The sequence below is a fragment of the Candidatus Wallbacteria bacterium genome (genome assembly GCA_028687545.1).
In the GTDB taxonomy this organism is placed as follows: domain Bacteria; phylum Muiribacteriota; class JAQTZZ01; order JAQTZZ01; family JAQTZZ01; genus JAQTZZ01.
In genome coordinates this window covers 55,998-78,620 of record JAQTZZ010000003.1, presented here as the reverse complement: position 1 = coordinate 78,620, position 22,623 = coordinate 55,998, and the positions used below count along the sequence as shown (strand labels likewise).

19 protein-coding genes are annotated in these 22,623 nt (G+C 49.0%); 9 read left to right on the top strand and 10 right to left on the bottom strand.

Going from position 1 to position 22,623, the window contains the following annotated elements; all coding sequences use genetic code 11:
• Positions 1-9: 9 nt before the first annotated feature.
• A complete protein-coding gene (locus tag PHW04_02095; GenBank protein ID MDD2714665.1) occupies positions 10-3,810 on the bottom strand; it encodes a hypothetical protein in 3,801 nt (1,266 codons plus the stop codon).
• 376 nt (positions 3,811-4,186) lie between these two features.
• Here PHW04_02095 and rny point away from each other — a divergent pair, with 376 nt between their 5' ends.
• The 4 genes from rny (at position 4,187) to PHW04_02075 (ending at position 7,727) form a co-directional block, all read left to right on the top strand.
• Entirely contained in the window at positions 4,187-5,725 is a 1,539-nt protein-coding gene (rny, locus tag PHW04_02090) for a ribonuclease Y (protein ID MDD2714664.1), read from the top strand.
• A 165-nt stretch (positions 5,726-5,890) separates the two neighbouring features.
• Positions 5,891-6,613, top strand: a complete 723-nt coding sequence (locus PHW04_02085; GenBank protein ID MDD2714663.1) for a glycosyltransferase family 2 protein — start codon at positions 5,891-5,893, stop codon at positions 6,611-6,613.
• A complete protein-coding gene (locus tag PHW04_02080) occupies positions 6,613-7,293 on the top strand; it encodes a hypothetical protein (protein MDD2714662.1) in 681 nt (226 codons plus the stop codon). The genes PHW04_02085 and PHW04_02080 overlap by 1 nt, the downstream gene beginning before the upstream one ends.
• A 65-nt stretch (positions 7,294-7,358) precedes the next feature.
• Positions 7,359-7,727: a zinc ribbon domain-containing protein gene (locus tag PHW04_02075; GenBank protein ID MDD2714661.1), complete on the top strand. Its 369-nt coding sequence runs from the start codon at positions 7,359-7,361 to the stop codon at positions 7,725-7,727.
• Here the strand turns inward: PHW04_02075 and PHW04_02070 are convergent.
• Together PHW04_02070 and PHW04_02065 are read right to left on the bottom strand one after the other, a co-directional pair.
• A complete protein-coding gene (locus PHW04_02070; protein ID MDD2714660.1) occupies positions 7,719-9,845 on the bottom strand; it encodes a HEAT repeat domain-containing protein in 2,127 nt (708 codons plus the stop codon). The genes PHW04_02075 and PHW04_02070 overlap by 9 nt on opposite strands.
• Positions 9,842-10,537 (bottom strand): hypothetical protein, encoded by a 696-nt coding sequence (locus PHW04_02065; protein MDD2714659.1) that lies wholly within the window; start codon positions 10,535-10,537, stop codon positions 9,842-9,844. The genes PHW04_02070 and PHW04_02065 overlap by 4 nt, the downstream gene beginning before the upstream one ends.
• 125 nt (positions 10,538-10,662) lie before the next feature.
• Between PHW04_02065 and PHW04_02060 the strand changes: the two genes are divergently transcribed.
• Positions 10,663-11,472 (top strand): glycosyltransferase, encoded by an 810-nt coding sequence (locus PHW04_02060; GenBank protein MDD2714658.1) that lies wholly within the window; start codon positions 10,663-10,665, stop codon positions 11,470-11,472.
• On the opposite strand, the gene PHW04_02055 is transcribed toward PHW04_02060, so the two are convergent.
• The 7 genes from PHW04_02055 to PHW04_02025 form a co-directional block, all read right to left on the bottom strand.
• Entirely contained in the window at positions 11,469-11,777 is a 309-nt protein-coding gene (locus tag PHW04_02055) for a hypothetical protein (GenBank protein MDD2714657.1), read from the bottom strand. The two genes, PHW04_02060 and PHW04_02055, sit on opposite strands and share 4 nt — an antisense overlap.
• A 26-nt stretch (positions 11,778-11,803) precedes the next feature.
• Positions 11,804-12,286 carry a zf-TFIIB domain-containing protein gene (locus PHW04_02050; GenBank protein MDD2714656.1) on the bottom strand — a complete coding sequence of 161 codons (483 nt, stop codon included), beginning with the start codon at positions 12,284-12,286 and terminating at the stop codon, positions 11,804-11,806.
• Positions 12,287-12,454: 168 nt separating this feature from the next.
• Positions 12,455-13,762, bottom strand: coding sequence for a tRNA (N6-isopentenyl adenosine(37)-C2)-methylthiotransferase MiaB (gene miaB / locus PHW04_02045; GenBank protein MDD2714655.1), 1,308 nt, complete (start codon positions 13,760-13,762; stop codon positions 12,455-12,457).
• Complete coding sequence (locus PHW04_02040; GenBank protein MDD2714654.1) at positions 13,763-15,496, bottom strand: tetratricopeptide repeat protein; 1,734 nt, start codon at positions 15,494-15,496, stop codon at positions 13,763-13,765. It abuts the gene before it with no gap.
• Entirely contained in the window at positions 15,493-16,323 is an 831-nt protein-coding gene (locus PHW04_02035) for a carbohydrate ABC transporter permease (protein MDD2714653.1), read from the bottom strand. Before PHW04_02035 ends, PHW04_02040 begins: the two co-directional genes overlap by 4 nt.
• Positions 16,320-17,201 carry a sugar ABC transporter permease gene (locus PHW04_02030; protein ID MDD2714652.1) on the bottom strand — a complete coding sequence of 294 codons (882 nt, stop codon included), beginning with the start codon at positions 17,199-17,201 and terminating at the stop codon, positions 16,320-16,322. Before PHW04_02030 ends, PHW04_02035 begins: the two co-directional genes overlap by 4 nt.
• A 42-nt stretch (positions 17,202-17,243) precedes the next feature.
• Positions 17,244-18,038 carry a hypothetical protein gene (locus tag PHW04_02025; GenBank protein ID MDD2714651.1) on the bottom strand — a complete coding sequence of 265 codons (795 nt, stop codon included), beginning with the start codon at positions 18,036-18,038 and terminating at the stop codon, positions 17,244-17,246.
• Positions 18,039-18,138: 100 nt separating this feature from the next.
• On the opposite strand from PHW04_02025, the gene PHW04_02020 reads away from it, so the two are divergent.
• From PHW04_02020 to PHW04_02005, 4 genes are all read left to right on the top strand, one after another.
• Positions 18,139-19,008, top strand: a complete 870-nt coding sequence (locus PHW04_02020) for a hypothetical protein (protein ID MDD2714650.1) — start codon at positions 18,139-18,141, stop codon at positions 19,006-19,008.
• Between the two features lie 281 nt (positions 19,009-19,289).
• The gene (locus tag PHW04_02015; GenBank protein ID MDD2714649.1) at positions 19,290-19,865 is read left to right on the top strand and encodes a LemA family protein; all 576 of its coding nucleotides are present in this window, start codon (positions 19,290-19,292) and stop codon (positions 19,863-19,865) included.
• A 265-nt stretch (positions 19,866-20,130) separates the two neighbouring features.
• On the top strand, positions 20,131-21,063 hold the full coding sequence (locus tag PHW04_02010; GenBank protein MDD2714648.1) for a hypothetical protein: 933 nt from the start codon (positions 20,131-20,133) through the stop codon (positions 21,061-21,063).
• 58 nt (positions 21,064-21,121) lie between these two features.
• On the top strand, positions 21,122-22,573 hold the full coding sequence (locus PHW04_02005) for a matrixin family metalloprotease (protein ID MDD2714647.1): 1,452 nt from the start codon (positions 21,122-21,124) through the stop codon (positions 22,571-22,573).
• The last annotated feature ends 50 nt before the right edge of the window (positions 22,574-22,623 follow it).

Here is a 22,623-nt window from a genome sequence, read left to right as displayed (position 1 = left end):
TTAAAACGGTTACTTCACTTTGATCCAGATGCTGCCGTTGCTGCCAGGCACGCAGTTTCCGCTGACACCGTAACCTATGGATGTAAGCCCTTTATAACCGTCGCCCTTTGCGTTGACTCTTACCGTCAGATCTCGCTCCTCCCCCTGCGAGAGGTTGAGATCCCAAGAGCTCTGGCTGATTTCTAAATTTTCCGGCTGATAGATGTCAAACTTGAAATTCCCGGTGGAATCAGATCCGACATTGCTGAGTGTCAGCTTCAGTTCCAGGGATTTCCCAGCTTCGATCTCCCTCAGTTCACTCAGCTGAGTGACAACAATGAGTGGAGGAGTAGAGACAGAACCTGAGAAATAGCTGTTCAGCTGGCTTCCGAAATTCTGATAGGCGTTTTTGATAATTCCTGCCAGCTGCTCAAGCTTGTTCAGGATTTCCTTGTTGTCATACTTATGGGCTGCGAGGTAATCCTGGGCAATCAGTTCAGCAAAGAAATTTGCCCGGTTGAGGTCCTGATTCTGGATCTCGGTCAGCATCTCTTCCGCCCTGCTGTCTTGACCCTGTCGAATTTTCGAACCCAGGATCTGGGTGACGCTCTCTTCTGCCCTGTTCAGATCCGTGTCTGATTCCAGGAATGAAGGCAGGCAGAGCTTCATCTGAGCTGCATCCTGTTTCACTGCAGCATTTTTCACCCGTTCCAGCCGATCCAGATACTTGGAAATCAGGGTCTGAGCCGAACTGGCAAGCAGCGGAGCCAGCGAGTTCTCTTTATAAAGATATGGAGATTTCACCTTCTCAGGCATGCACTCCCTGTCCGGGAAAAAGCTTTTATTCACGGCTTGAACGGTAAAATCAGGAAGTTCTTTATAATAGCCACATCCCGAAGTGCCGATTGCATGAACCAGGAACCCGCCGCTCGCGACCTTACCCGCTATTGTGAGCACTTTGGAAATCACTGTCGGATCGATGGCGCTGGTGATAGCTGTCACATCGGATACGGCATTGGCGATACCTGATAACTGTCTATCCCTGTCGCAGGTGGAGAGAACACCGTCAACCCGCTTGTTCATAATGCCAAGTATCGAGCTGTCCCCTTCCCAGACCTTTGCCAGAGCGTCTTTCTGACTCAGGCTGAACTCCTTCTGATTGACCAGGTTCACACCCAGGTCCACATTATTCTGCGTCAGCGGGACATAGCCGATCACTGGAAGCGAGGAAAGCACATATTTTCCGATGGTCTTGACTGCCAGCTCCTTCATGAAGCCTGCCTCATATGGGCTTCCCTGCGGATCGATGTGCATCACCTTGAAAAAGACCTTCACCATCAGATCAGAGGCTATGGGGACAATGCTGCTGTATGGCGAAGGCAGGCTCTGGGAGCCGTAACTCACCACGCGCTGAAACAGCACGGTGATCTTCTCAATCAGCTTGAACTTGATTGTCTCAGCGTATGGACCGATCAGAGGAAGGTTGGTGGCACCATCAAGAGCAAGGCTTACAATATCAGTGCTGTGGGCGAAGAGAAGGATCAGGCGAAACAGGGAGAGTGTTGCGTCTTCGGCGAGCAGCAGGCTTTTGTCATAGCTCTGCTCCACAAAGTTCTCGCCCAGAGTCAGCCGTCTCAGCAGTTCCAGGTCTGATGCCTGCACACCCTGTGGCCCAAGTTGGGTCAGCTGAGCAAGATAAGCCTTGGCAGCTTCCTCGTTGTAATCCCTGAGAGCTAATCCGTTGGGGAATGGAATATGCGGGAAATGGAGGTTGATCTCAAGAAGCTGAAGCATCTGCTTGATCTGTCCTTCCAAGTATACCGGGTCTATCTTCAGATGGGTCAGCCCGTCGATGATTTCCTGTTTTTTGCTCACCAGGTAACCAAGATTATCATGAGAAGTGTCCTGCTCGTCGGATTTCAGCTGCGTCTGCGTCGTTTCCGGTTTTGTTGATTCCCTGAATATCCGTTCTCCGGCAACAGCAGTCACTGCTTCGATTCTGTCCAGGTACTGCAGATAGGAGTCTATATCCTGATGATTAAGCTTTTCCAGAGCCCTGGCCTGCAGTGATTTCAGCACATGCACATCATGGAGAGCGCTTTTGGGGGAAGTCAACAGTTCGGCCTTGTACTTGTAGGATAGCGAAGAACTGTCTGTGGTGTTGATCGGAATCAGGATCACTGTATCGAACAGAGTACCGTAATCATCGACCTGCACTGTCAGTTTATTGTCAGAGCCCAGGGTCAGTTTATCGATCTTGAGAGTGGATTCCAGATTCCTGGAATCGAATTTGACCAGATAAAGCTGGAAAGTCTTGCTGAAAAACCAGGAACTCCCATCGAAACTGAGCTTGAGAGTGTTTTGATTCTCCTTGGTCATGTCGATCGAGGTGACCGGCACAGTATATTCCTGGCTCAATGTGCCGTCTTCATAGCGGAAAACAAAGTTAAGCTGCTTGACTTCCTGCTTGGAAAGAATCTTGAAAGGCCCGAGATCTGCCTCGAATTTACCGCTTCTTGACTTGAGCGCAGTCTTGATCCGTCCGTCATCCAGTGTGGAATCCGGCGGCAGATACTCCGAAATCGGGGTCTGCCAGCCGTTGACTCCCCAGACCACAACGCCTGCCTTGTCGGAACGCACAGTGATCTTGTCGATCAGGGTCGGGAAAAGGGGCAGGAACGGCACATTGTATGAGAACTGCAGATAATCTGCGCTGAACTTGAGCACTTTGTCCGAAACCCAGTCGCCGGTGTCAGCAACATAAGTTTTAGTGGGGTGGAGCTTCATGCCCATCGTACTGTCGTATCCATAATCCGAACCCCTGCTGTTGATGATGTTGGCTACAGCCCAGTCTGCAAAAATCTTGGTCAGGTCTTCTGTCACCCCGATCTGGGCCAGTGTATCGCTGACGCTGTCCAGTCCGTGCTTCTGGTTGGCGACCAGCTTCAGGGTAAAATTCTCATAATCAGGGGAACTGAACTTGGAGGCCAGGTAATAATTCCAGAGATAGACTGCCCCATAGTTTTCCAGCATTACTTTTTTATCCCAGGCCGGAAGGGAGAGCTTGGGATTCAGGATATAGGCGAAGATCTGATTGGGATGTTCGTATCCACAGGTTTTCATGGCGAGCTGGGCGCAGGATTCGTTGAGCCAGACTTCTTCCCTGGGGTCCACGTTCCAGTGAATCATATGCTGGAATTCATGGGCAATCACCGAATAAGTCATTTTGCTGGAAGGAGTCGCAGGATTGGTGTCTATATAGAGCATTTCGCGTTCGTTGGAATATTCGAAGGTCTTGGTGGAATACTCGTTCATAGGAAAGTAATAGCCAGCCACGAAGCCGGGTGAAGTCTGGGGATCGTATCCATCCTTGATGTCCAGGAAAAACATGGTAACCCGCTCGTCAAAGTCTATGCCGGGATTCCATTCGCTGCCATAATACTTGTGGTCATTCGGATAGATGTTATTGTCAAATTCGGAAGAGAATCTGGTGATCGTCTGGTCAGAAACGGTCTGTCCTTCCTCCACATAAATATACGCATGGGCTGTTACAGCTCTCAGAGTGGCGTTGATCTTCTCGAACTGTTTGGTGGAGATGTTCATGGACCAGAACTGTTCTTTACCGCCGATCTGGGTCTTGATCGGCTTGTGCTGAAGCAGGGACAAATCCTCTTTGCCGTGCAGTTGGAAAAACTGGGCGGCTTCGGTCAGGAACATGTCTGTGCCATCAAGGTAATAAGGACCATTCTGCAGATTAGCCTGATCGAGCAGGGCAGCAGGCATGGCATAAGCTGAAATACAAAAGAAAACGAAAATAAATGCGGTTCTCATTCCTACCTCCGGTAACTTCCCCTGTTTTTTTAATGAGACCCGCAGTCCACGGTTTTTGCTGAAATTCATTATACAAAGCCGGAAGGGAATAGGCAAGCATTATTGATCTTTAACTGTCCAACGAATTCCATTCTACTGGCCGCTTTCGCAATTTTCAATGCTTCTTTGGCCAGGTAAAAGCTCAATAGATTGCATCAGTCAGGAAAAAATGTTCCTTCCGGATTGACAGTGACGATGGTGACTGGTACAATTCTCACAGGCCGTAGTAGACGCGGCATAGAGCTTCTCAGTACGAAAAATGTCTGTTTTCTCATATTCCACAGTGCCATTTTTTTGTATTTAGAAACTCTTGCCTTAAAAATATAGGAGGTGCTCTTTGACGCTATCTTACGCCATTTTAGCATTCGTCATCGGGATTGTCGTTGCATGCGCTTTGTACCCTGTAATCAACCACAAAAAGATCAAACAGGCAACACAGACCGCCCTGCAAATCAAAGCTGAAGCCGACAAAGATATCGATGTGCTGAAGCAGAAGGCCGACCTTGAGATCAAGGAATTAAGGATCAATGTAAGGAAGGACCTGGAAAGAAAATTCGAAAAAGAAACAAGGGACAAGAAAACCGAACTTTCCCGTCTGGAAACACGTATCATCCAGCGGGAAGAAAAATTGGATAAGCGTACTGAGGAACAGGAAAAGCTGGGCGTCACCCTGAAAGAACGCGATAACAAAATCAAGGAACGCGAACAGCAGACAGAAGAAGTCCTGGCAGCCTGGAAAAACAGGCTGGAAAAAATCGCGAATCTGTCCGCAGAACAGGCCAAGGATATTCTTCTGAAAGAAGTGGAAAAGGATCTGGAACTGGAAATAGCGGTCCGGATCAGGAAAGGTGAAGAGGAAATCAAGGACACGGCCGATAAAAAGGCCAAAGATATCGTTTCCATTGCCATCCAGAAAGTGGCGGTCGATCATGCCAACGACACCACTGTATCAGTGGTACCCCTCCCCAACGATGAAATGAAGGGAAGGATCATCGGCAGGGAAGGCCGCAACATCCGTACCCTGGAATCCCTGCTCGGAGTCAACATCATCATCGACGACACTCCTGAGGCAGTCGTCATTTCCGGCTTTAACAACATCCGCAGAGAAATAGCCCGCATCGTGCTGGAGCGCCTGGTGGCTGACGGCAGGATCCATCCAGCCAGAATTGAAGAAATGGTTCAGAAAGTTGAGAAGGAGATCGAGGAAAAGATCAAGGAAAAGGGAAATGAAGCCGCTGAATCAATGGGCGTGAAAGTATCCGCGGAGATCGTCAAAGCGCTGGGGCGGCTGCATTATCGTACCAGCTATGGCCAGAACGTGCTGGCCCATTCCCTGGAAGTCGCCACTCTCGCCGCAGCCATGGCTGCGGAGCTCAAATGCGACGTGACGCTTGCCAAGCGGGCCGGGCTGCTCCACGACATCGGCAAGGCCATTGACCATGAAATTGAAGGCACACATACCCAGCTGGGAGCGGAAATGGCAAAGAGGAACGGTGAAAAGGAGCCTGTGATCAATGCGATCCTCGCTCATCATGAGGAAGAAAAACCGCAGACCATAGAAGCAGTGCTCGTAGCCACTGCAGACGCCATCTCTGCAGCCAGATACGGAGCCAGGCATGAAAGCATCGAAGCCTATATTAAGCGGCTGCAGGAACTGGAAAATGTAGCCTCGAGCTTTCCTGGTGTCGACAAGACATACGCGATTCAGGCCGGCAGAGAACTCCGGGTGATCGTCAAACCCGAGGAGATCGATGACAATCTGACCTATAAGCTGGCCCGGGATATCTCAAAAAAAGTCGAGGAATCGCTGGAATACCCTGGTGAGATCAAGGTCGTAGTCGTCCGGGAAATCCGCTCGACGGAGTATGCGAGATAGTTGGAACAAAAGGCGCTGGACTGCGCTCGTTTTTCGGCGCCTTTAGGTTTATAAGATTGTAAGTTTATAAGTTGGAGGAAAACCTGCTAGAACTTACCAACTTATGAACTTACAAACCGCAAACCGCAATCCAGCAATATTATTTAGCAGGTAATTATCTAAAACATGCTTTACGTCATCCCAGTTTATAACGAGGAAGCATACCTTCCTGCATTTTTCTCGGAATTTCAGACAGTGTTCTCTGATCAGGACCGGGCAATTTTCGTGAACGACGGTTCCACTGACATGAGCGGGCGGCTGCTCAGCAATTTCGCAGCCGGCAGTACTTCAATCGAGATCCTGGAGCACAGGACGAATCTTGGACTTTCCTCTGCTCTGAAAAAGGGGCTGGCCCGGGCCCTCAACTATGCAGAATCACAATTTCCTGTGGTAACCCTGGATGCTGACGGACAGCACAACCTGAAAATGCTTCCGCAGTATATGGACAGGTTTAAAAAAAAAGACCTGGATGTACTGATCGTTTCCAGAGAATTTCAACTCTATCCGCTCTGGCAGAAAACCGGCAACCGGATTCTGAGCCTGATCGCCACTATCCTGCTCGGAGTAAAAATCCGCGATATCGAATCAGGCCTCAGGATCATGAATCGCCATGCTCTGGAACTGATCCTCAGCAACCTGGTAGGGATCCGTTACAGCATCGCCAGCGAAATAGTCTACATCTGCAATCTGCACGGAAAAAAATTCGAGAACATCGGCCGGAACAGGATCAATTTTTACAGGTCCAGGCCGCTGATCTCAGATTTCTGCATCAATTTCGGTCTGGGGATCTTTCATCTTGTAAAGGCCAGGCTGAAACATCACTTCACTTCAGGAGGTAGAATAAAATGATGAAACCATTTTTTTTCATAATCATGCTGCTCGCGACCTCGGCCTGGTGTTTCCCATATCAGAACGCCGAATGGCGGCTTTACGGAAAGATGATCCGCTACTGCTACCCTCAGGAAGCTTTAACTGACCTGACTTACTTCATCACCACCCAGAATCCCGGCGTCAAACGGCTCGGACTCACCAAGTTCAACCGGCAGAGTCCGAAAGGGGTTGTCTTTCTGGACGGTACAATCGAAGCAGGCATCACCGGCGAAATCGTGTTTTCCAGTTCCGAGATCCTGGACCTGACCTCTCTGGATTCGGCCCACGACATTCCGCATGACAAAAAAAGAAGGGCTGAGACAATTCAAAAATACAGGCTGGACGGATTCGTTGAGCTGGAACTCTCTGAAGCAGGGGAAATCACTCAGGAATATCTCTGGTTTGGAACCAATTACCGTTATATTTCCATCAAAAAATACCTGAAATGCATTCTCAAGATCTATGACCAGAAAGGCGAAATCGTCTTCTTTGATTTTGTCGATCCCGGTTATCAGAAAGACCTTTACTACGAGGTCAAGGAAACTTCTTCCTTTGACAGTCAGATGCTCAATTATGTGCAGCTCGAAAGCAAAGAATCATATTTCTCAGATAAATCCCGCGACAGCGATAAAAGCATCTGGGATAGTTCGGAAAAGTAATTTATCCTGCTCTTCTTCCGATATCATTTAAAACGGATTTGATATTTTCCGATAAGGAGCCCACCATGTTCTGTCCCAGATGCGAAATCAACTATCACCAGTCACTGGAAAAATGCGTTAACTGCGGTACAAAACTTTCTCCAGGCATCATCTGCATGGAATGCGGCACCAAGAATCGTGACACAGCCAGACTTTGCAATCTCTGTGGCAAGACCCTCACTTCAAAGCTCAAGGCAGTAGCTCCCAAAAAAGAGGAACCAGAGCAGAATGATGAATACATCAGAGTCTGCCCGAACAGCCACGCCAACGACATCCACAACATCTTCTGCTCATCCTGCGGAGAATTTCTCGAACTGCGCCGCAGCGACAATCTGCCCACCAGAAAGGCTTCATCCTTCAGCCTGGCCTTTAATTATCTGTCCAGCCTATTTTAGGATAAACGCGACCCATTCTTTGGTTTTCAAGTCGGATTCCTTCATGATTTCCTGATAAAGCTTTTGATAGACGCCGAGGTATTTCTGGAGAAACTTGGCTACCCAGAATGCCTGCTGCTTGGGAAGTTTGGTGAGAGTGGAGATCAGCTCTCTGATCATGATTTCGTCCGGCCGTCCATTGTATGTATTCAAAATCAGCATTTTTTCCTCATCAGTCCCGGACATGTAGACCTTGTAAACCACCTGGTTGATGCTGCCTTCCTTGATGGCTCCAAGATAGCCCACAGATTCCGCCTTGACCTTTTCCCGCTTGTCCCGGATCAGGATGTCCATCAGGAACTGATATTTTGCAGGATGCGGGGAATTCGCAAGGATCTTGATCATCCAGATGGCCTGATCTTCTGTGCTGCGGAAGAATTCTTCGCGCACGATCTTGAATTTTTCCAGCGTGGAGATTGAGGATAAGATTTCAGATATTTCCAGGGAAATTTCCGGAGGAGTGCGTCTCAGTGCCTTTAAAAAAGGCCGGATCAGGCAATTCAAATCCTGGGTCTTGATCAGCTCGCGGAATCGTCTGCGGAAATACTTGTCTCCTGAAATGTATTTCTGGATCGTGAGTTCCCAGGCTTCTTCAGAAGCGATCGAACATAACAGGTGCAAAGCCAGTGTGATCTCACGGTCCTGGCTGCTGGCTGTGAGGTATTCGGACAGGAACTGCTTGATCGTGTCGATCGGCAGCTTGCCTACGATGTAGGCGGCCCAGTACTCCAGATGAGGATTCTGCTCCCGCTCAAGGATGTACTTGACAAAAGTTTCCAGGCCGGTCCTTCCCATTTTCACGAGGACGTCGGCGGCCTCCCTGCGTACTGCCCAGTGCTTGTCAGCCAGCAGCGGCACAGTATGACGGATAATGTCCTTGTTTCTGATATTCAATGCCTGCTGTACGGCGAAAATCCGGCGTTTTTTGTCAGGGTGGGAAAGCAGGGGCAGATAAAGGTTGAGGTCCCAGTTGGCGAGCTCTGATAAAATGTGGATGCACCAGAAGCAGACGTTTTCCCGTAAGTCCAAGACCCCGAGCTGCACAGCCGGCAGGGCTATGGAACCCATCATCTGCAAGGCCTTGGCTGCTTCCTTGCGTACAATCCAGGCCCGGTCGTCCAGACAGTCGATCAGCAACGTCACTGACTCACTGGTTTTCACCTGTCCCAGGGCAGTGACGGCATAATGCCTGAGTTCAGAACCCTGATTCTGCACGATTTCCTTGAGAAAGGGCAGCGCCCGGTTTTCCATGATTTCCGAGAGCAGTATAATAATCCAGTATTGCTGTTCCGGGTGTTTTTTCCGGAAAGCTTTTTTCAAAAGAGGTACAATATCTTTACCTTTTTTTCTGAGTATCTCAGCGGCCTCGGCACGCAGCAGCCATTTTTTGTGATTCAGAATGTCGACCAGGAGCTGCTGACTGTCCGGGGTGTTGATTTCGTCCAGGCCCACCATTGCATAGTAACCATGTGTATCCGGGTTCTCAGAAAGCATTTTTTCGAGGAAGGGATAAAGATCCTTGCCCATGATATCCGCCAACACCTTGATCACCCAGTACTTCAGATCACGCCCCCGCCCTGAAAAGAGTTTTTTCAGGTGCGGCACTGCCGGTTTGCCGATGGCAATCATTGATTGAGCGCAGTTTTTTTTGATCAGCCAGTTGTCTTTCTTGAACAGGGCGATCAAAACCGGAATGGCCAGCTCAGGATCCGAAACCGCGGAAAGCTGAGTAGCCAGGAATGCGCAGATCTCTTCTTTCTCTTTCAGGGCAATTTCCGCAAGGAAATCCACTTCAGGCTTGCCCCCGCGGATCAGGGTTCTGATGGACCAGTACTTCTGATTTTCATCGGCTGTTGTATAAAGATTTTTCAGATAGGTGAGCGCAGGTTTTCCCAGGCCCACCAGTTCATCGCAGGCAATCTGGCATAATGAAAACTGCTGGTCGGAGAACAGGCTGTACAGAAAGGGAAGTGCAGCATCGTGCGAAAGTTTTGCTGCCTCCCGGATGCCATTCCTGGCTTCTTCGAGGCTGCCGTGCCTGATCAGTTCCTTTACGCTCTGGATCAGCTGGGAAATCATGATCCACCGAAAATTTTCAGTACCCAGTCGATCAGCTCCAGAGTAATCGCGGATTTTTTGGATTTTGCGATCTGGATCCTGCCGTTCTGGGAAAATTTCAGATTGCGGATACCCAGCGGAGTATTATAGACGCCGGTGAAATGTGTGATCTCAGCTTCGCGAAGCGGGAGGGAACCGAAATTGTAAACATCCTCAAGTTCGCCTGCCAGCGTTATCCTGTCCACTTCCGAATGGGGAATGTTTCTGAATTGAATGGACTTGATGACTGCAGCCTGTTCGAGGATTTCCCTCATTTTTTCCGGGTCTGCTTTCAGATAGCTGGTAGAGATGTTGACGAAAGGGCTGAGAATCTGCAGGGCCATTTTGGCGGGGGAACTTTTACCTGAAAACAGGATGTAGCCAGGCACAAAGAGAACCCTGGCAGTTTCCAGCACAGGGACTTCCAGCTTGCTCAACACTCCTTCCCTTAGAACTTCAATCATTTCTTTGAGGGGATAGGCGAAAATGGCCATGATTGCACCGAGATATTTCTCGATCTTGAAAAAACCGGGCTTCATTTTCTCCAGATCCGTGGAGAGTTCGTCCTTCTTCAGAATCATATACAGGTTTTCATGCGAAACGCTTTCGGACTTGTAAACCTGGAAGGTATAGTTGTAATTGGCGGCAATGATTTCCACTTTCGGGTTAGACATCTGAATTCTCCGTTCTGACTTCTTGTCAGAAATTCTACTAAAATTAACCACCGGCAGTCAATAAAAAGCTTGGATAAGTCTGCCTGAATTTGCCAAGCATCAGATTAACGAATAAACTTAATCCTATGGAAAGAATCACTTTCAGCATCATTGTACCTTCAGTCAGACCGGATCGCCTGGGGAGACTTCTCGGATCACTAAAGAATAAGCTGACTGAAGGCGATGAAATCCTGGTAATCGTAAGTTCAGCTTCTGCTTATGAAAACCTGACAACAGTGTACACGGAAGCCCGCTTCCTGTGCTGCACCAAACCGGGACCGGCCTGCGCCAGAAATGCAGCCATCAGGGTGGCGCGTGGTTCGCACCTGATTTTTCTGGACGATGACGCGATTGCATCAGAAAAGCTGCTGGGAACTTACCGCAGAGCTTATCAGGATCACCCGGAAGCAATGGGGATCGCGGGAAACATCAGGCACAAGGAAACCGGTGGAATTCTGGGGTGGTATTTCGCAGCACAGCCGTTCACCTGGAAACATTCAAGCCGTCTGTTCGTGTCATGCAACTTCTCTGTGCGCAATACAGGACTGACCTTTGATGAGCGTTTCGATTTTTCATGCGAAGACGTAGCCTTTTCGCTCAATTTCAGAAAAAAGGAAATCATTTTCCTGAAAGAGGCTTGGGTATACCATGATATCCCGGAGGACCTGATCGCTTTCTGCCTGAAATATTTCAGATACGGTCTGGGCAGGGCCAGATTCGCCCGCCTGTATGGCGGATTACCGAAAGTCAGGAAATTCCAGCTTCCATTTACACTTCAAATCTATTTCCGCAGATTTCCTCTGCCTGAATTTTTATTACTCTCAGCTCTGGAACTCCTGAAATATCTTAATTATTACTCAGGCTATCTGTATGATCTGCTGAAAAACCGCCCTTAATTGTCATCCTTGGGCTTGGGCGGCTGATTGCTGTATTTCTGGAGCCATTCCCGGTATTTTTTCTCATCAGCAAGTTCCTTGACATAGCGCTGCACACCCATTGCCGCCAGCCGTTCTTTGGCGTCCGGGATGCAGTTTCCATACTGTTCAATCACGTTTTCATAGGCATTTTGCGCCATGTAGTCGCTGTGCAGCTCCTCGTGGAACTTTCCAATAAAATACTGAAGGTCGTCCGCGAATTGTGAAACGTAGAAAAGAATGATCGCTCCGATGATGATTGAAACAAATCCCTTGACTTGATCCATGTTACCTCCTGATTTGACGGTTTCTGCTAAAAGTCAGGATTGACTTTATCGATGACTCTGAAAAGCTTGCCGAGCTTTTCCTGCCGCAGCCGCTGCTCTTCCAGACTCTGTTCATACTCAGGTATGTTCCGCAAAAGGTTTTCGCAGAACCTGGCACGCTTTTCCTGATCCATAAATCCCTGCTTGATCAGCTTGAGTTCTCCTGCGTCGAGGAAGATACCTCCGCATTCATAGCACTCGTCGATAGTCACATCCTTGTTGAACTGATATTTATGCCTCTTGAGCCCGATCTTGCAGTACGGACAACTGATCGGGCTGCGCTTCGTGTCGTCGGCAAGGGCCGCGCTCAAGGCTTTTTCCATTGCGGGCCCGCTGCCTTCGGCAGGTTCATCCAGCTTTCTCAGCTCCAGCATGTCGAACCAGATGCCTCCGCAATTCTGGCAGACGTCCACCTGGACTCCGCCAAAGTCTTCTGTTGTCATAGCCTTGGAACAGACCGGGCAATCCATAGTTCCTCCTTCACTTTATTCAAAAAAATAATTCTCCAGCTAAGATTTTACCATTTAGAATCACAATATTCACCTATTAACCAGCAAACGATATTTCCACACATATAAACTTACCAACCAACTAACTTACTAACTTCTTGCAGTAAACAAGCGATAAAAAAAATCAACTTAGATCTTTTCAGCCTTGAACGCCCATTTCCCTGCTTCCTTGATCCTGACTGTGATGAACTTTCCGAACATGCTCTCATCTCCGTCAAAAACGAGCACCCTGTTTTCAGAATCATGCCCGAACACCTGGCCGGGCCTCCCTGACCAGCGCTCGACCAGCACTCTGGTTTCAAGCCCCACCATCCCTGCATGAATCCCGGCTGTGATTAGATCCTGAGCTGCAATCAACCGCCGCAGCCGTTCTTTTCTGATGGCAAGAGGAATTTTTCCTTCCATCTTCTCTGCGGCAGTACCAGGCCGGTCGGAATAGTAAAAACTATAGAGGCCGTTGAATCGGAATCTCTCAACAGCTGAAAGCGTTCTTTCGAAATCGTCGTCAGTTTCTCCTGGAAAGCCCACAATGATATCAGTGGTGATGCACGCTCCCGGGACCTTCGCATGAATGTAATCCACGATTCCGGCATAGTGCTCCAGAGTATACTGTCTGTTCATCGCCGTCAGGATGCAGTCAGACCCGGACTGGAGAGGCAGGTGGAAATGGCGGCAGATTTTATCCGATTCTCTGATGAATTCGACAAGTTCCAGGGAAAAATCCCTGGGATGCGATGTCATGTATTTCACCCTGAAATCTCCGCCAATCGCATCTATCGCTCGCAGGAGTCCGACAAAATCCAGGGGTTCGGCAAGGCCTCTCCCGTAGGAATTGACGTTCTGCCCGAGCAGCACGAATTCACGGGCTCCGCCGGCTGCAAGCCTTTTAATCTCGTCCAGGATCTCCCCTGCCGGCCTGGAAACTTCCCTGCCCCTGGTGAATGGGACAATGCAGTATGAACAATAATTGTTGCAGCCCTTCATGATGGAAACCCAGTATCTGTAAGCATTCTTCTTCAGGTTGAATCTGTTGTCAGGGATAAAGGCCCGCTCCCTGTATTCGGAGACGACACGCTTTTTTCTCGCATCATCGATGATTTCAGCTACATCCCCGATATCCTGAGGCGTAAGCACAAAATCAAGATGCGGAATTTTTTTCAGCAGTTTGCGGCCGTATGCAGATGAGAGGCAGCCTGCACAGCCGATCAGGGCACCCCGGTCGCGCTTGTGCTTGAAGAGCGAATTAAGCTGGCCGACCGCCCGCTCTTCGGCGCTCTGCCTGACAATGCAGGTGTTGACAATGATCACATCCGCTGCGTCAGGGCTGTCTGTGATCTCAAATCCGGCAGCCACAAGGCGGCCGGTGATGTTTTCGCTGTCATGCTCGTTCATCTGGCAGCCGTAAGTGACGATATGAACCAATCCTCTGCCGGCCATTTATTTTTTTGATTTGTAGAAATTGAGGTAATCTTTGATGATTTCGTTGTCCGGTTCATATTTAAGGGCTTCATCGGTCGCGGAAATCGCCTTCACCAGATAGGTCTCGTCGTTTTTGATTTCCCAGAGCCTGTAATAAACAATGCCGAGATTCACGTAAGCGTTCACATAGTCTTTCTTGAAACCGATGGCTGTCTCGAAACTTTCAATCGCCCGCTCGAATTCGGACTGCTCTGTGAAAACCGTACCCATGCTGAGATAGGCATACGGCAGTTCTTTATTGATTTCCACGGCTTTTTTAAAGGAATCCAGGGATGAGACGTAATCCTCCAGGCTGAGATAGGCATCGCCGAGTCTCACAAGCGCATCCGTGTTTTTCGGATCGAGCTGGCAGGCGGTTTTCAGGGTATCCACGGCATCCTCGTACTGATGCACCTTCTGATACTCAACGCCGAGCAGATAATGGCCCTCGATGTTTTTGGAGTCCAGGCTGACACACTGGCGGAATTCAGCGATCGCCCTGGTCAGGTTGTTCAGCGCTGAAAAACATTTTCCCATCATCAGATGCGCGTTCACTGAATCAGGGCTCAGGCTTAGCGCCACCACCAGTTCGCTGACCGCGTCATTGTAAAACTGTTTTTCGAAAAGCATTTTCGCGCGGGCCATGTGGAAATCCAGCGAGTCATACTGGTACGGCTTGAGCTCCAGTTCCGAAACATACTGCCTCAGCTTGGACAGATATGGCAGATAACTTTTAGGAGCCTGATTTCCGGCTGTATCGATGGCTGTAAGAGCTTCGTTCTTGCTGAAAATCATGATGTGAGCATAGGCGAGCAGGTAATTGATGAACCAGAAGTCCGGATTCGCCTGTCTCGCTTTTTCCAGGAAATAGAAATGTCCGAAGGCATAGGTGTAGAGTTCCTTTTCCTGCCTGGCCGAGAGATTCACGAACCTCTCTTCGTCGATTTTCTGTTCAGCCATCAGCCCGTACATCATCCGTTCCCGCTTCACTCTGAATTCCATCCCCCGCGCCACAGCCGCGACTTCGCTTTCAGAGTCGAGCTTCCTGATCTCGGCAAGAACCTTCTCGGTTTCATCATAATCATGGGCAAGCAGCAGAAGGTTGGCAAGGCAGAGCCTGTTTTCCTGACTGTATTTCTGATACTCCACAGATTTGTTGAAACAGAAAGAAGCCAGTTCCTTGTCGTCCCTGACGAAATAAATCTCTCCGAGACGCTGATAAGCCGTACCAAATCCGGGCGACTTGGAGATCGCCATCTTGTAATAAGACTCGGCCACTTCCGTGCTTCCGAGCTCGAACGCCCGTTCGCCCAGTGTGAAATACTTCATTGATTCAGTGCAGACCGGGATCACTTCCTCAGCGAAAGTATCCACCTTGTTCCAGTCGAACTTGATGCCGATCGTCTTGCGGGCCGGGGAATCATCGTGATAAAGCTTCTTATAACCTTCCCAGCGCTTGGACTCGATTTCCTGGATCAGTATTCTGACCCGCTGGTCGTCAGGAGACAGTTCAAGGACTTTCTGGGCACTGTACATGGCTTTGTCCCACTGTTCCCGCTCCATCTGGTAAATCGTGTTGAAATAATAATTTTTGGCCTGCCACTGCTGCTCCAGCCTGGCGCGGATCCTGGCGCTGGCCTCGGCCTTATCGTCCTCTGTGTCGGCGAACAGGGGCAATCCGATGAACAGCAGGATAACCAGAAATATTTTCATTCCTTCATCCCCGATCTGGCAACGCCTTCGATGAACTGCTTCTGAGCCATGAAATAGCCGATGACCAGCGGCAGTGTACAGAATGTGGCCGCCGCGCTCAGGAGTTCCCAGGCTGTCCCGGAATCCTGCGAAAAATAAGCTAAGCCCACCTGGATCGTGCGCATCTCCTGGGAATTGGTGACCATCAGGGGCCAGAGGAAACTGTTCCAGCTGCCCAGAAAGTTGAAGATCCCGGCTGTGATCATCGGAGGCACGGAAAGTGGCAGGATGATCTGGAAAAAGAAACGCAATTTGGTGCAGCCGTCGATTTTGGCCGCATCATACAGGTCCTTTGGAAGCTGCATGAAAAACTGCCTGAGCAGGAAAATGGTAAAGACAGAACCCATCCAGGGCACGATCAGTGCGTTGAAAGTATCGATCCAGCCCAGTTTGGAGAGGACAATGTAATCCGGGATCAAAAGCGCCTGCTGGGGGATCATCATTGTGGAAAGTAGCAGCATGAAAATAGTGTTTTTCAGGGGGAATTCCATGAAAGTGAAAGCAAAGGCAGCGAGGGATCCCAGAAGTAACTGGCCCCCGGTAGTGGCGAGCGCAATGAAAAAAGTATTCAGAAAATAGCGGCCAAAGGGCTGCTTGGTGAAAGCTTCAGCGTAATTTCCCCACTGCATGGTGTCCGGCCAGAGTTTAGGCGGGAACTGCAGAACTTCCTGAGAGGTTTTGAGCGAAGTCGAGACCATCCAGTAAAAGGGCATCACCATGGCTATTGCGCCCAGCAGCAGGATCAGGTGGATCAGGAATTTCGAAGGACTCAGTTTTATGCGGCTCATGAATAGTGTACCTTCTTCTCCACAAAAAACTTCTGCAGAAGAGTCATGGTCAGGATGATCAGGAAGAGAATAAAGGCCAACGCTGAGGCGTAGCCGAATTTATACTGCCTGAAGGCATACTGGTAAAGGTAGAAAACAATCACTGTGGTGCTGCCCATGGGGCCGCCGTTGGGAGTCATCATATAGACCTGGGCGAATACCTGGAAAGAGGAAATTGTGGACATCACCAGCACAAAATAGGTGACAGGCGAGAGCAGCGGCCAGGTGACGTGCCGGAAGCGCTCCCAGGCATTGGCTCCGTCAATGCGGGCAGCTTCATACAGATACCCGGGCACGTTCTGCAGCCCTGCCAGAAAAATCACCACATTGTATCCCAGTCCTTTCCAGATGCTCATCATGATGATGGCCGGCATTGCGAAGCGCGGGTCCTGAAGCCAGTCCTGAGAGGGAAAACCCAGGAAACCTATCAAATAATTGAGAAGCCCATACTGCCCGTGATAGATCCATTTCCAGACAATCGCCACCGCGTTGATGGAGGTGATCACAGGGATAAAATAGAGTGTGCGGTAAAAGGAGAGCCCCTTGATTTTACTGTTGAGCAGAATTGCTATGAACAGGGCCAGCAGGATTCCGCCGGGTACGCTTCCCAGGGAAAAATATACCGTATGTTTGAGGGAAGAATAGAATTCATCGCTCTGCAGGATGGACCTGTAATTTGAAAGCCCGACGAATTTCGCAGGGCTCATCAGGTCCCATTCCTGAAGGCTGACAAAAGCTGCGAGAAAAATGGGCATCACATGAAAAAAAAGGATGATCGACACTGCCGGAAGAAGATAGAGGTAGGCATCCCACTCTTTGTTTTTCCAGACCTTGCTCATGGAAATTATTTTAATCCAAGCAGCCCGAAATGGCAAACAGGCTCATCCGGGAAAGCTTCCGCAGGAAGGCAGGATCATCCAGAAATTCCAGACAAAATGCAGCCAGAGCGGATAGACGATACTTTTTTTCCGCTGATAAAGGAGATTGACCAGAATCGAAAACAAAATGTAGAGCGCCAGTGTGAAAGCGAATCTGCCGCCATGATACAGGTAGAATTTGAAAAAATGTCCGGAGGCGAAAAAAACCACATTCAGGAGCATCACCCTTTTCTCGAATGCCATTCTGTGAATCAGCGTAAGGCCCTGATTCAGGATCATCATGAACAGGAAAAAGAGCAGGCTCGACACTATCATCTGCAGGTGGTTGTCAGGAAACAACGGCCTGAAGAAGGCAGCAAAAAAGAGCAGATAGATTTCAGAGAGAATCACAAACCGCCTGGGATATCCGCCGATGTTCGATAATTCGAAGAACAGATTGTAAAAGAAAAAGCGGAACACCAGTTCTTCGTAGAAAGGAGCGTATAAAAGCAGCAGATAATTAGCTCTGAAAATGTTTTCCAGGTTGAAAAAACCGAAAAAGACCCGGTGAAAGAAATTTCCGGGGTTAAGAGAACCTACCACACAGACATAGTTAATAAATGCCACTAAAGCGGAGAATAGAAAGAGGAAGAAAAAATCCCTGACTGTTCCGAGATCGGCCTTCTGGTCAAGATTCAAACGATATTCGGACTTTTCGCGGTAGCGGGTGAAAAAAATGTAAAGTATCAGTATATAGATGGAGTAGTGGAAGAGATTATAGAATTCCGCAGTCCTGAGGTGGGATAGGCAGAAGAACAAAATTACCTCACTGAATTTAGCTCAGCCTATTCTATCAGGCAGGCGGCAAAGACGAAACCGGAAATTGACCGATTCCTTGATTTGCGCTATAAAGTTAATCATGATCACAACAATCCATCTTTTTCTGCTGCAGGCTGCCCCGTTAATCCAGCTTGCCAGTCATCACCATGACGACAGCGATCCGGTAGTCTATGCTGCGATCGGTTTTTTCGCAGGCCTCTATTTTTTCTACAGCGGCTTCCAGAAACTCCGCCTCAAGCGTACCATCGAAAACACGCCTACCTCCAAGATCCGTTCCATGGCCATGGGGCTGGTGGAAGTGAACGGCAAGGCGCTGGGCAGGAAAAATCTTCTCTCCCCTATGCATCTGAAACCATGTGTCTACTTCCAGTGGAAGGTGGATCAGTGGGTCTCCAGTAAAAACGGGGGGCACTGGAGTCTGTTATCCAAAGGCGAGTCCAATGAAGCTTTCTTCATCGAAGACGACACAGCCAGAGCCATTGTCTTCCCTGAGGGAGCCACGATGAATCTGAAAACAGACTATTGCAGGGAATTCAGCTCCTTTTCCACCCTTCCGGCTGAATTGACAGCTTTCCTGAAACAGAAGCACATCAATTATGAATCCCTGTTCGGCGGGCACAGGCGGCTGCGCTTCACTGAAATTTTCATCGCCCCTAATGACGGGCTTTACATACTCGGCACAGCCGCTTTCTGGCAGAAAAAAGCCGATGCAGACAACCTGGACAACCCTGACCCGGATCTTGCAGCGCAAATGAAAAGCATGGCTCTGGAAGACAACAAATGCGTGGCCAGCATCAGAAAAGGCGAGCAGTGGTTTTACCTTTCTGATTCCAGTGAAAAGGATATTCTCAGTTCCCTGGGATGGTGGGCTCCGTTCGCCATCTTCGGCGGTCCTCTGCTCACCCTGGTATGCATGATTTACTTATTATTCCGCCTGGGTGTGAGGTGAGTCTGCTGTTGAAAAACCAGGTTAAAGACTTGAGTTTGGCAAATTTTTGTAGTGTACAGCCAAAGGTTGTTCGGAAAACTCGATTTGTGGCGGGTCCTGTCCTGGCATCTGAAGCTGTTGAAAAACCCTCCTGGTTTTGTTACAGCTTCGGACGCCTGGCCACCCCACAAGGGTTTCAGCGGTATGATCTGGAAAATTTGCCAAAGTCGAGTTAGAGATTTGATTTCCCTGATGTTATTATAATAATATATCAGAATAAAATTGCCTGAGAAGGAGGAACGTTGATAATCATCGGTTTAGCTGTCCTTTTCATCATGGTCATCTTCCTGATCGGGATCGTTGTCTATTTCATCTCCTTATACAACGGCCTGATCTCAGTGAAGAACAACATTAAAAAGAGCTGGGCCAATATCGACGTGCTGCTGAAGCAGCGGCACGACGAACTGACCAAGCTGATGCCGACAGTCGAAGCCTACATGAAGCATGAGCGCGAAGTGCTCCAGAGAGTGACAGAGGCCCGCACTGCATTCATGAACGCCAAAACAGTCGGGGACCAGGCCGGTGCCGACAATATGATGGCAGGCGCGCTGAAATCCATGTTCGCGGTCGCGGAAAATTATCCTGATCTCAAAGCTAATGCAAGCTTCCTGCAGTTCCAGGGAAGAATCTCTGAAATCGAGAATCAGATCGCGGACCGGAGAGAATTCTACAACGACAGCGTCAATTCCTATAATATCCGCATCGCTTCCATCCCTGACCTGCTGATCGCCAGGATGCTCGGCTACACTCCTGAAGAGATGTTCAAGGTCGCTGACACAGACAAGCAGGATGTGGAAGTAAAGTTCAACTTCAAGTAACAGATTTTAAATCAGTAAGCTAAATGGCCGCTTTTTTCCGCGGCCGTTTTTTTCTCGAATCAGTAATTAAAATCCTTTGAAGAGACACTTTCAAACTTGTTTGTAATGGGTTCTCAGATCCCCTCACGGAGCTCGGGGATCCTGTTCTGTAATTAAATTTCATCGCGAAACTCGAAATTTAATAACAGAACAGGACCACTCACCAAATCGCTTAATCTCCTGCTTGCAACTGTCGATAACCATATTAAAACACAGGGGATAGCCTATGAAAAAAATAATCATCTTTTTTGTCTTTTTCAATTTTGCCTGTGCCTTTGCAGAGCAGGTGGATGATGCCCTGCAGCAGATCGGATACAGCTATAAGGACGAGATCCTGAACAAGCAGAAACCGCCGGCAGACGACGAACAATATCCGGTTTCGTACTTTTCACGGCTGGCTGAACTCTCGCTGGGAGACGGAGGACTCTGCCTCTCGGGCTGCACAGGACTGATCGAACTTCCCACTGCCTTCATCGCCTCGCACGGTTACTGCAACGTGGCAGGCCACATGCTTTACTCGGACGGCGATTTCAATCTGCAGGGAGCGGCATATCAATCCAAAAAATGGGAATACATAGGTTCCCTTAACTACGGAGTCAGAAAAAACACTGAATGCGGAGTGAACTTCATTTCAGTGAACAATGACATAAGCAGCATTCCGGCAAATGTCAATTACTCCATCCGCAAGGAATTCGCCACATTCCACTTCAAGCTGGCGACTCCTTACAAGGGAAAAGCCGTCGCTTTCGGCGGGCAATACACGAATCTCAGCAATGAGGATCAGCTCCTGATGGATTACATGGACCTGGAAAAGATGAACGGCTATTACATCGCGATCTCGGATCAGGTCAGCCCCAGGCTGTTCACGAACTTTTCCCTGAAAAACACCTTCATCCGCAGCACAGACATCCCTCCGATCCACATCGAACGCCAGGATCTGGCAATCGCCGGAGCAGGACTGGAATACCGCCTGGGATATACTTCGCTGCTCGCTGAAGCCAAGCAGCTCTGGGGCAATTACATCAATGACGACAACAACCTGGCTTTCAACTGCGGGGCCAGATACCGCCATTCCAGGATCTCCCTGGATTTCGCAGCCTTGAATCTCTTCAACGGCTCAGATGCGATCTACTCGGGCGGAATGACGTATACGTTCTGAAAAATGCAGGGGCAGACCTCTGCCAGGAATCGGGATTTCAAAGGGTTGAGAGGAAAAAATGGCAAATAAATCCAGACTGAAGAAGCTCCTGTATGCGAGCCTGCTGCTGTTTGCAACCATGTTCCTGGGTTGCAAGGATGACGGGTCAGGCACCAGCGTGCCCTTCAGCCTGCTGCCTTATACGCCGCAGGGAAGCGACGGCAAAGCCAATCTGGCAGTCAAGGTCCGCTACCTCAGGTCTCAGACTTCTTACAATGGTTTCTGGTTTGGCGTTGGATATCATGACAACGGCAGCAATCATATTACTCCCATTGAAAATGTCCTGAGCTATGTCATAGAGTCAACGGAAGTTACAGGAGCGGAATCAATTTACTGGCATCCTAAAGCTCTGATCAGAGTCGATAATGACAAGCTGATCCAGAATAAATGGGCAGTCGAAGATTCGACACTCTTTAATACAAGTAATTACCTTGCAGGGATCAATGATCTTAACGTGGGGTTCCACAAACTGGAAATGTTCGTGCCTGGATTCAAGACTGAATCGATCGACATTCTGCTCCAGCCTGGGGAAAATCTGCTGGAATATCAGCCAAAAGTCCCGTCAGTGCGCACTCCTAACTACTATGCCTATATCAGTCGCCTGATAAGGTTTGATGACGATGCTCCTGAAAAAAGACTCAGGATATCTTCCCGCAGATTTCTGGACATGCCGGTCAAGGTCTATCTGGGCGATTTCGTGACCTGCAAAGATCCGATCGTAATTCCTCAGTCAATAATCGACAGTTCGGATAAAATAAGCACCATTAGTTATCCTGATCCGAATTCCATAAACGGTGGAGGAGAATTTCTCCTCACTCCTCCGGAAACCATGGATGTTTCATTTCAGAGCGTGGATAATCAGACTGCTTTTATCAACAGCCTGGAAATCCTGTCCCCTCTTTCCATAGTGCTGGACAAACTGCACAGCAATGCCAGGAACGCGCTCAATGAATGGGCCACAGCCTGTCCTGCTCTTTCATTCGTTGTGACTGATGATCCTGCAGTGGCAGACCTCTCCATTTACTGGACAAACAAGATCAATGTAGAGCCAACCTCTACGAGTTCCACGAGCGAAACTTCTACTGCCAGCCTGCTCGGCCTGACACTGGCTTCCAATCCAGCCAGTAACATGGCAGGCCTGTTTCTGCACAAGCCAGTGGTTCTGCTGACTGCAGTCGATCCTTACAATGGCAGAGGGCTGATCGACAACGCTGCCAGCGAATACCTGGCTCTGCACGAGATCGGCCACGCCCTGGGCCTGTGGGGACACAGCTACAATGAAGGGGATGTGATGTTCGGTTCGACTCTGAAGCTTCCGACTTATTCCCTGCCGCGGCCTGAGCTCTCTTCGTCAGACATCAATACAATCAATATTTTATATGAAGTTGCTCCGCTTTTTACCAATCTCCCGGCCAATGATTATATCAAAGCTGATACAGGAATGAATTTCTGGAACGAGTGCATACATTGAAAAGGGGCATGATTATGAAATTTGGATTTTTAATACTTTCTAATAGGGAG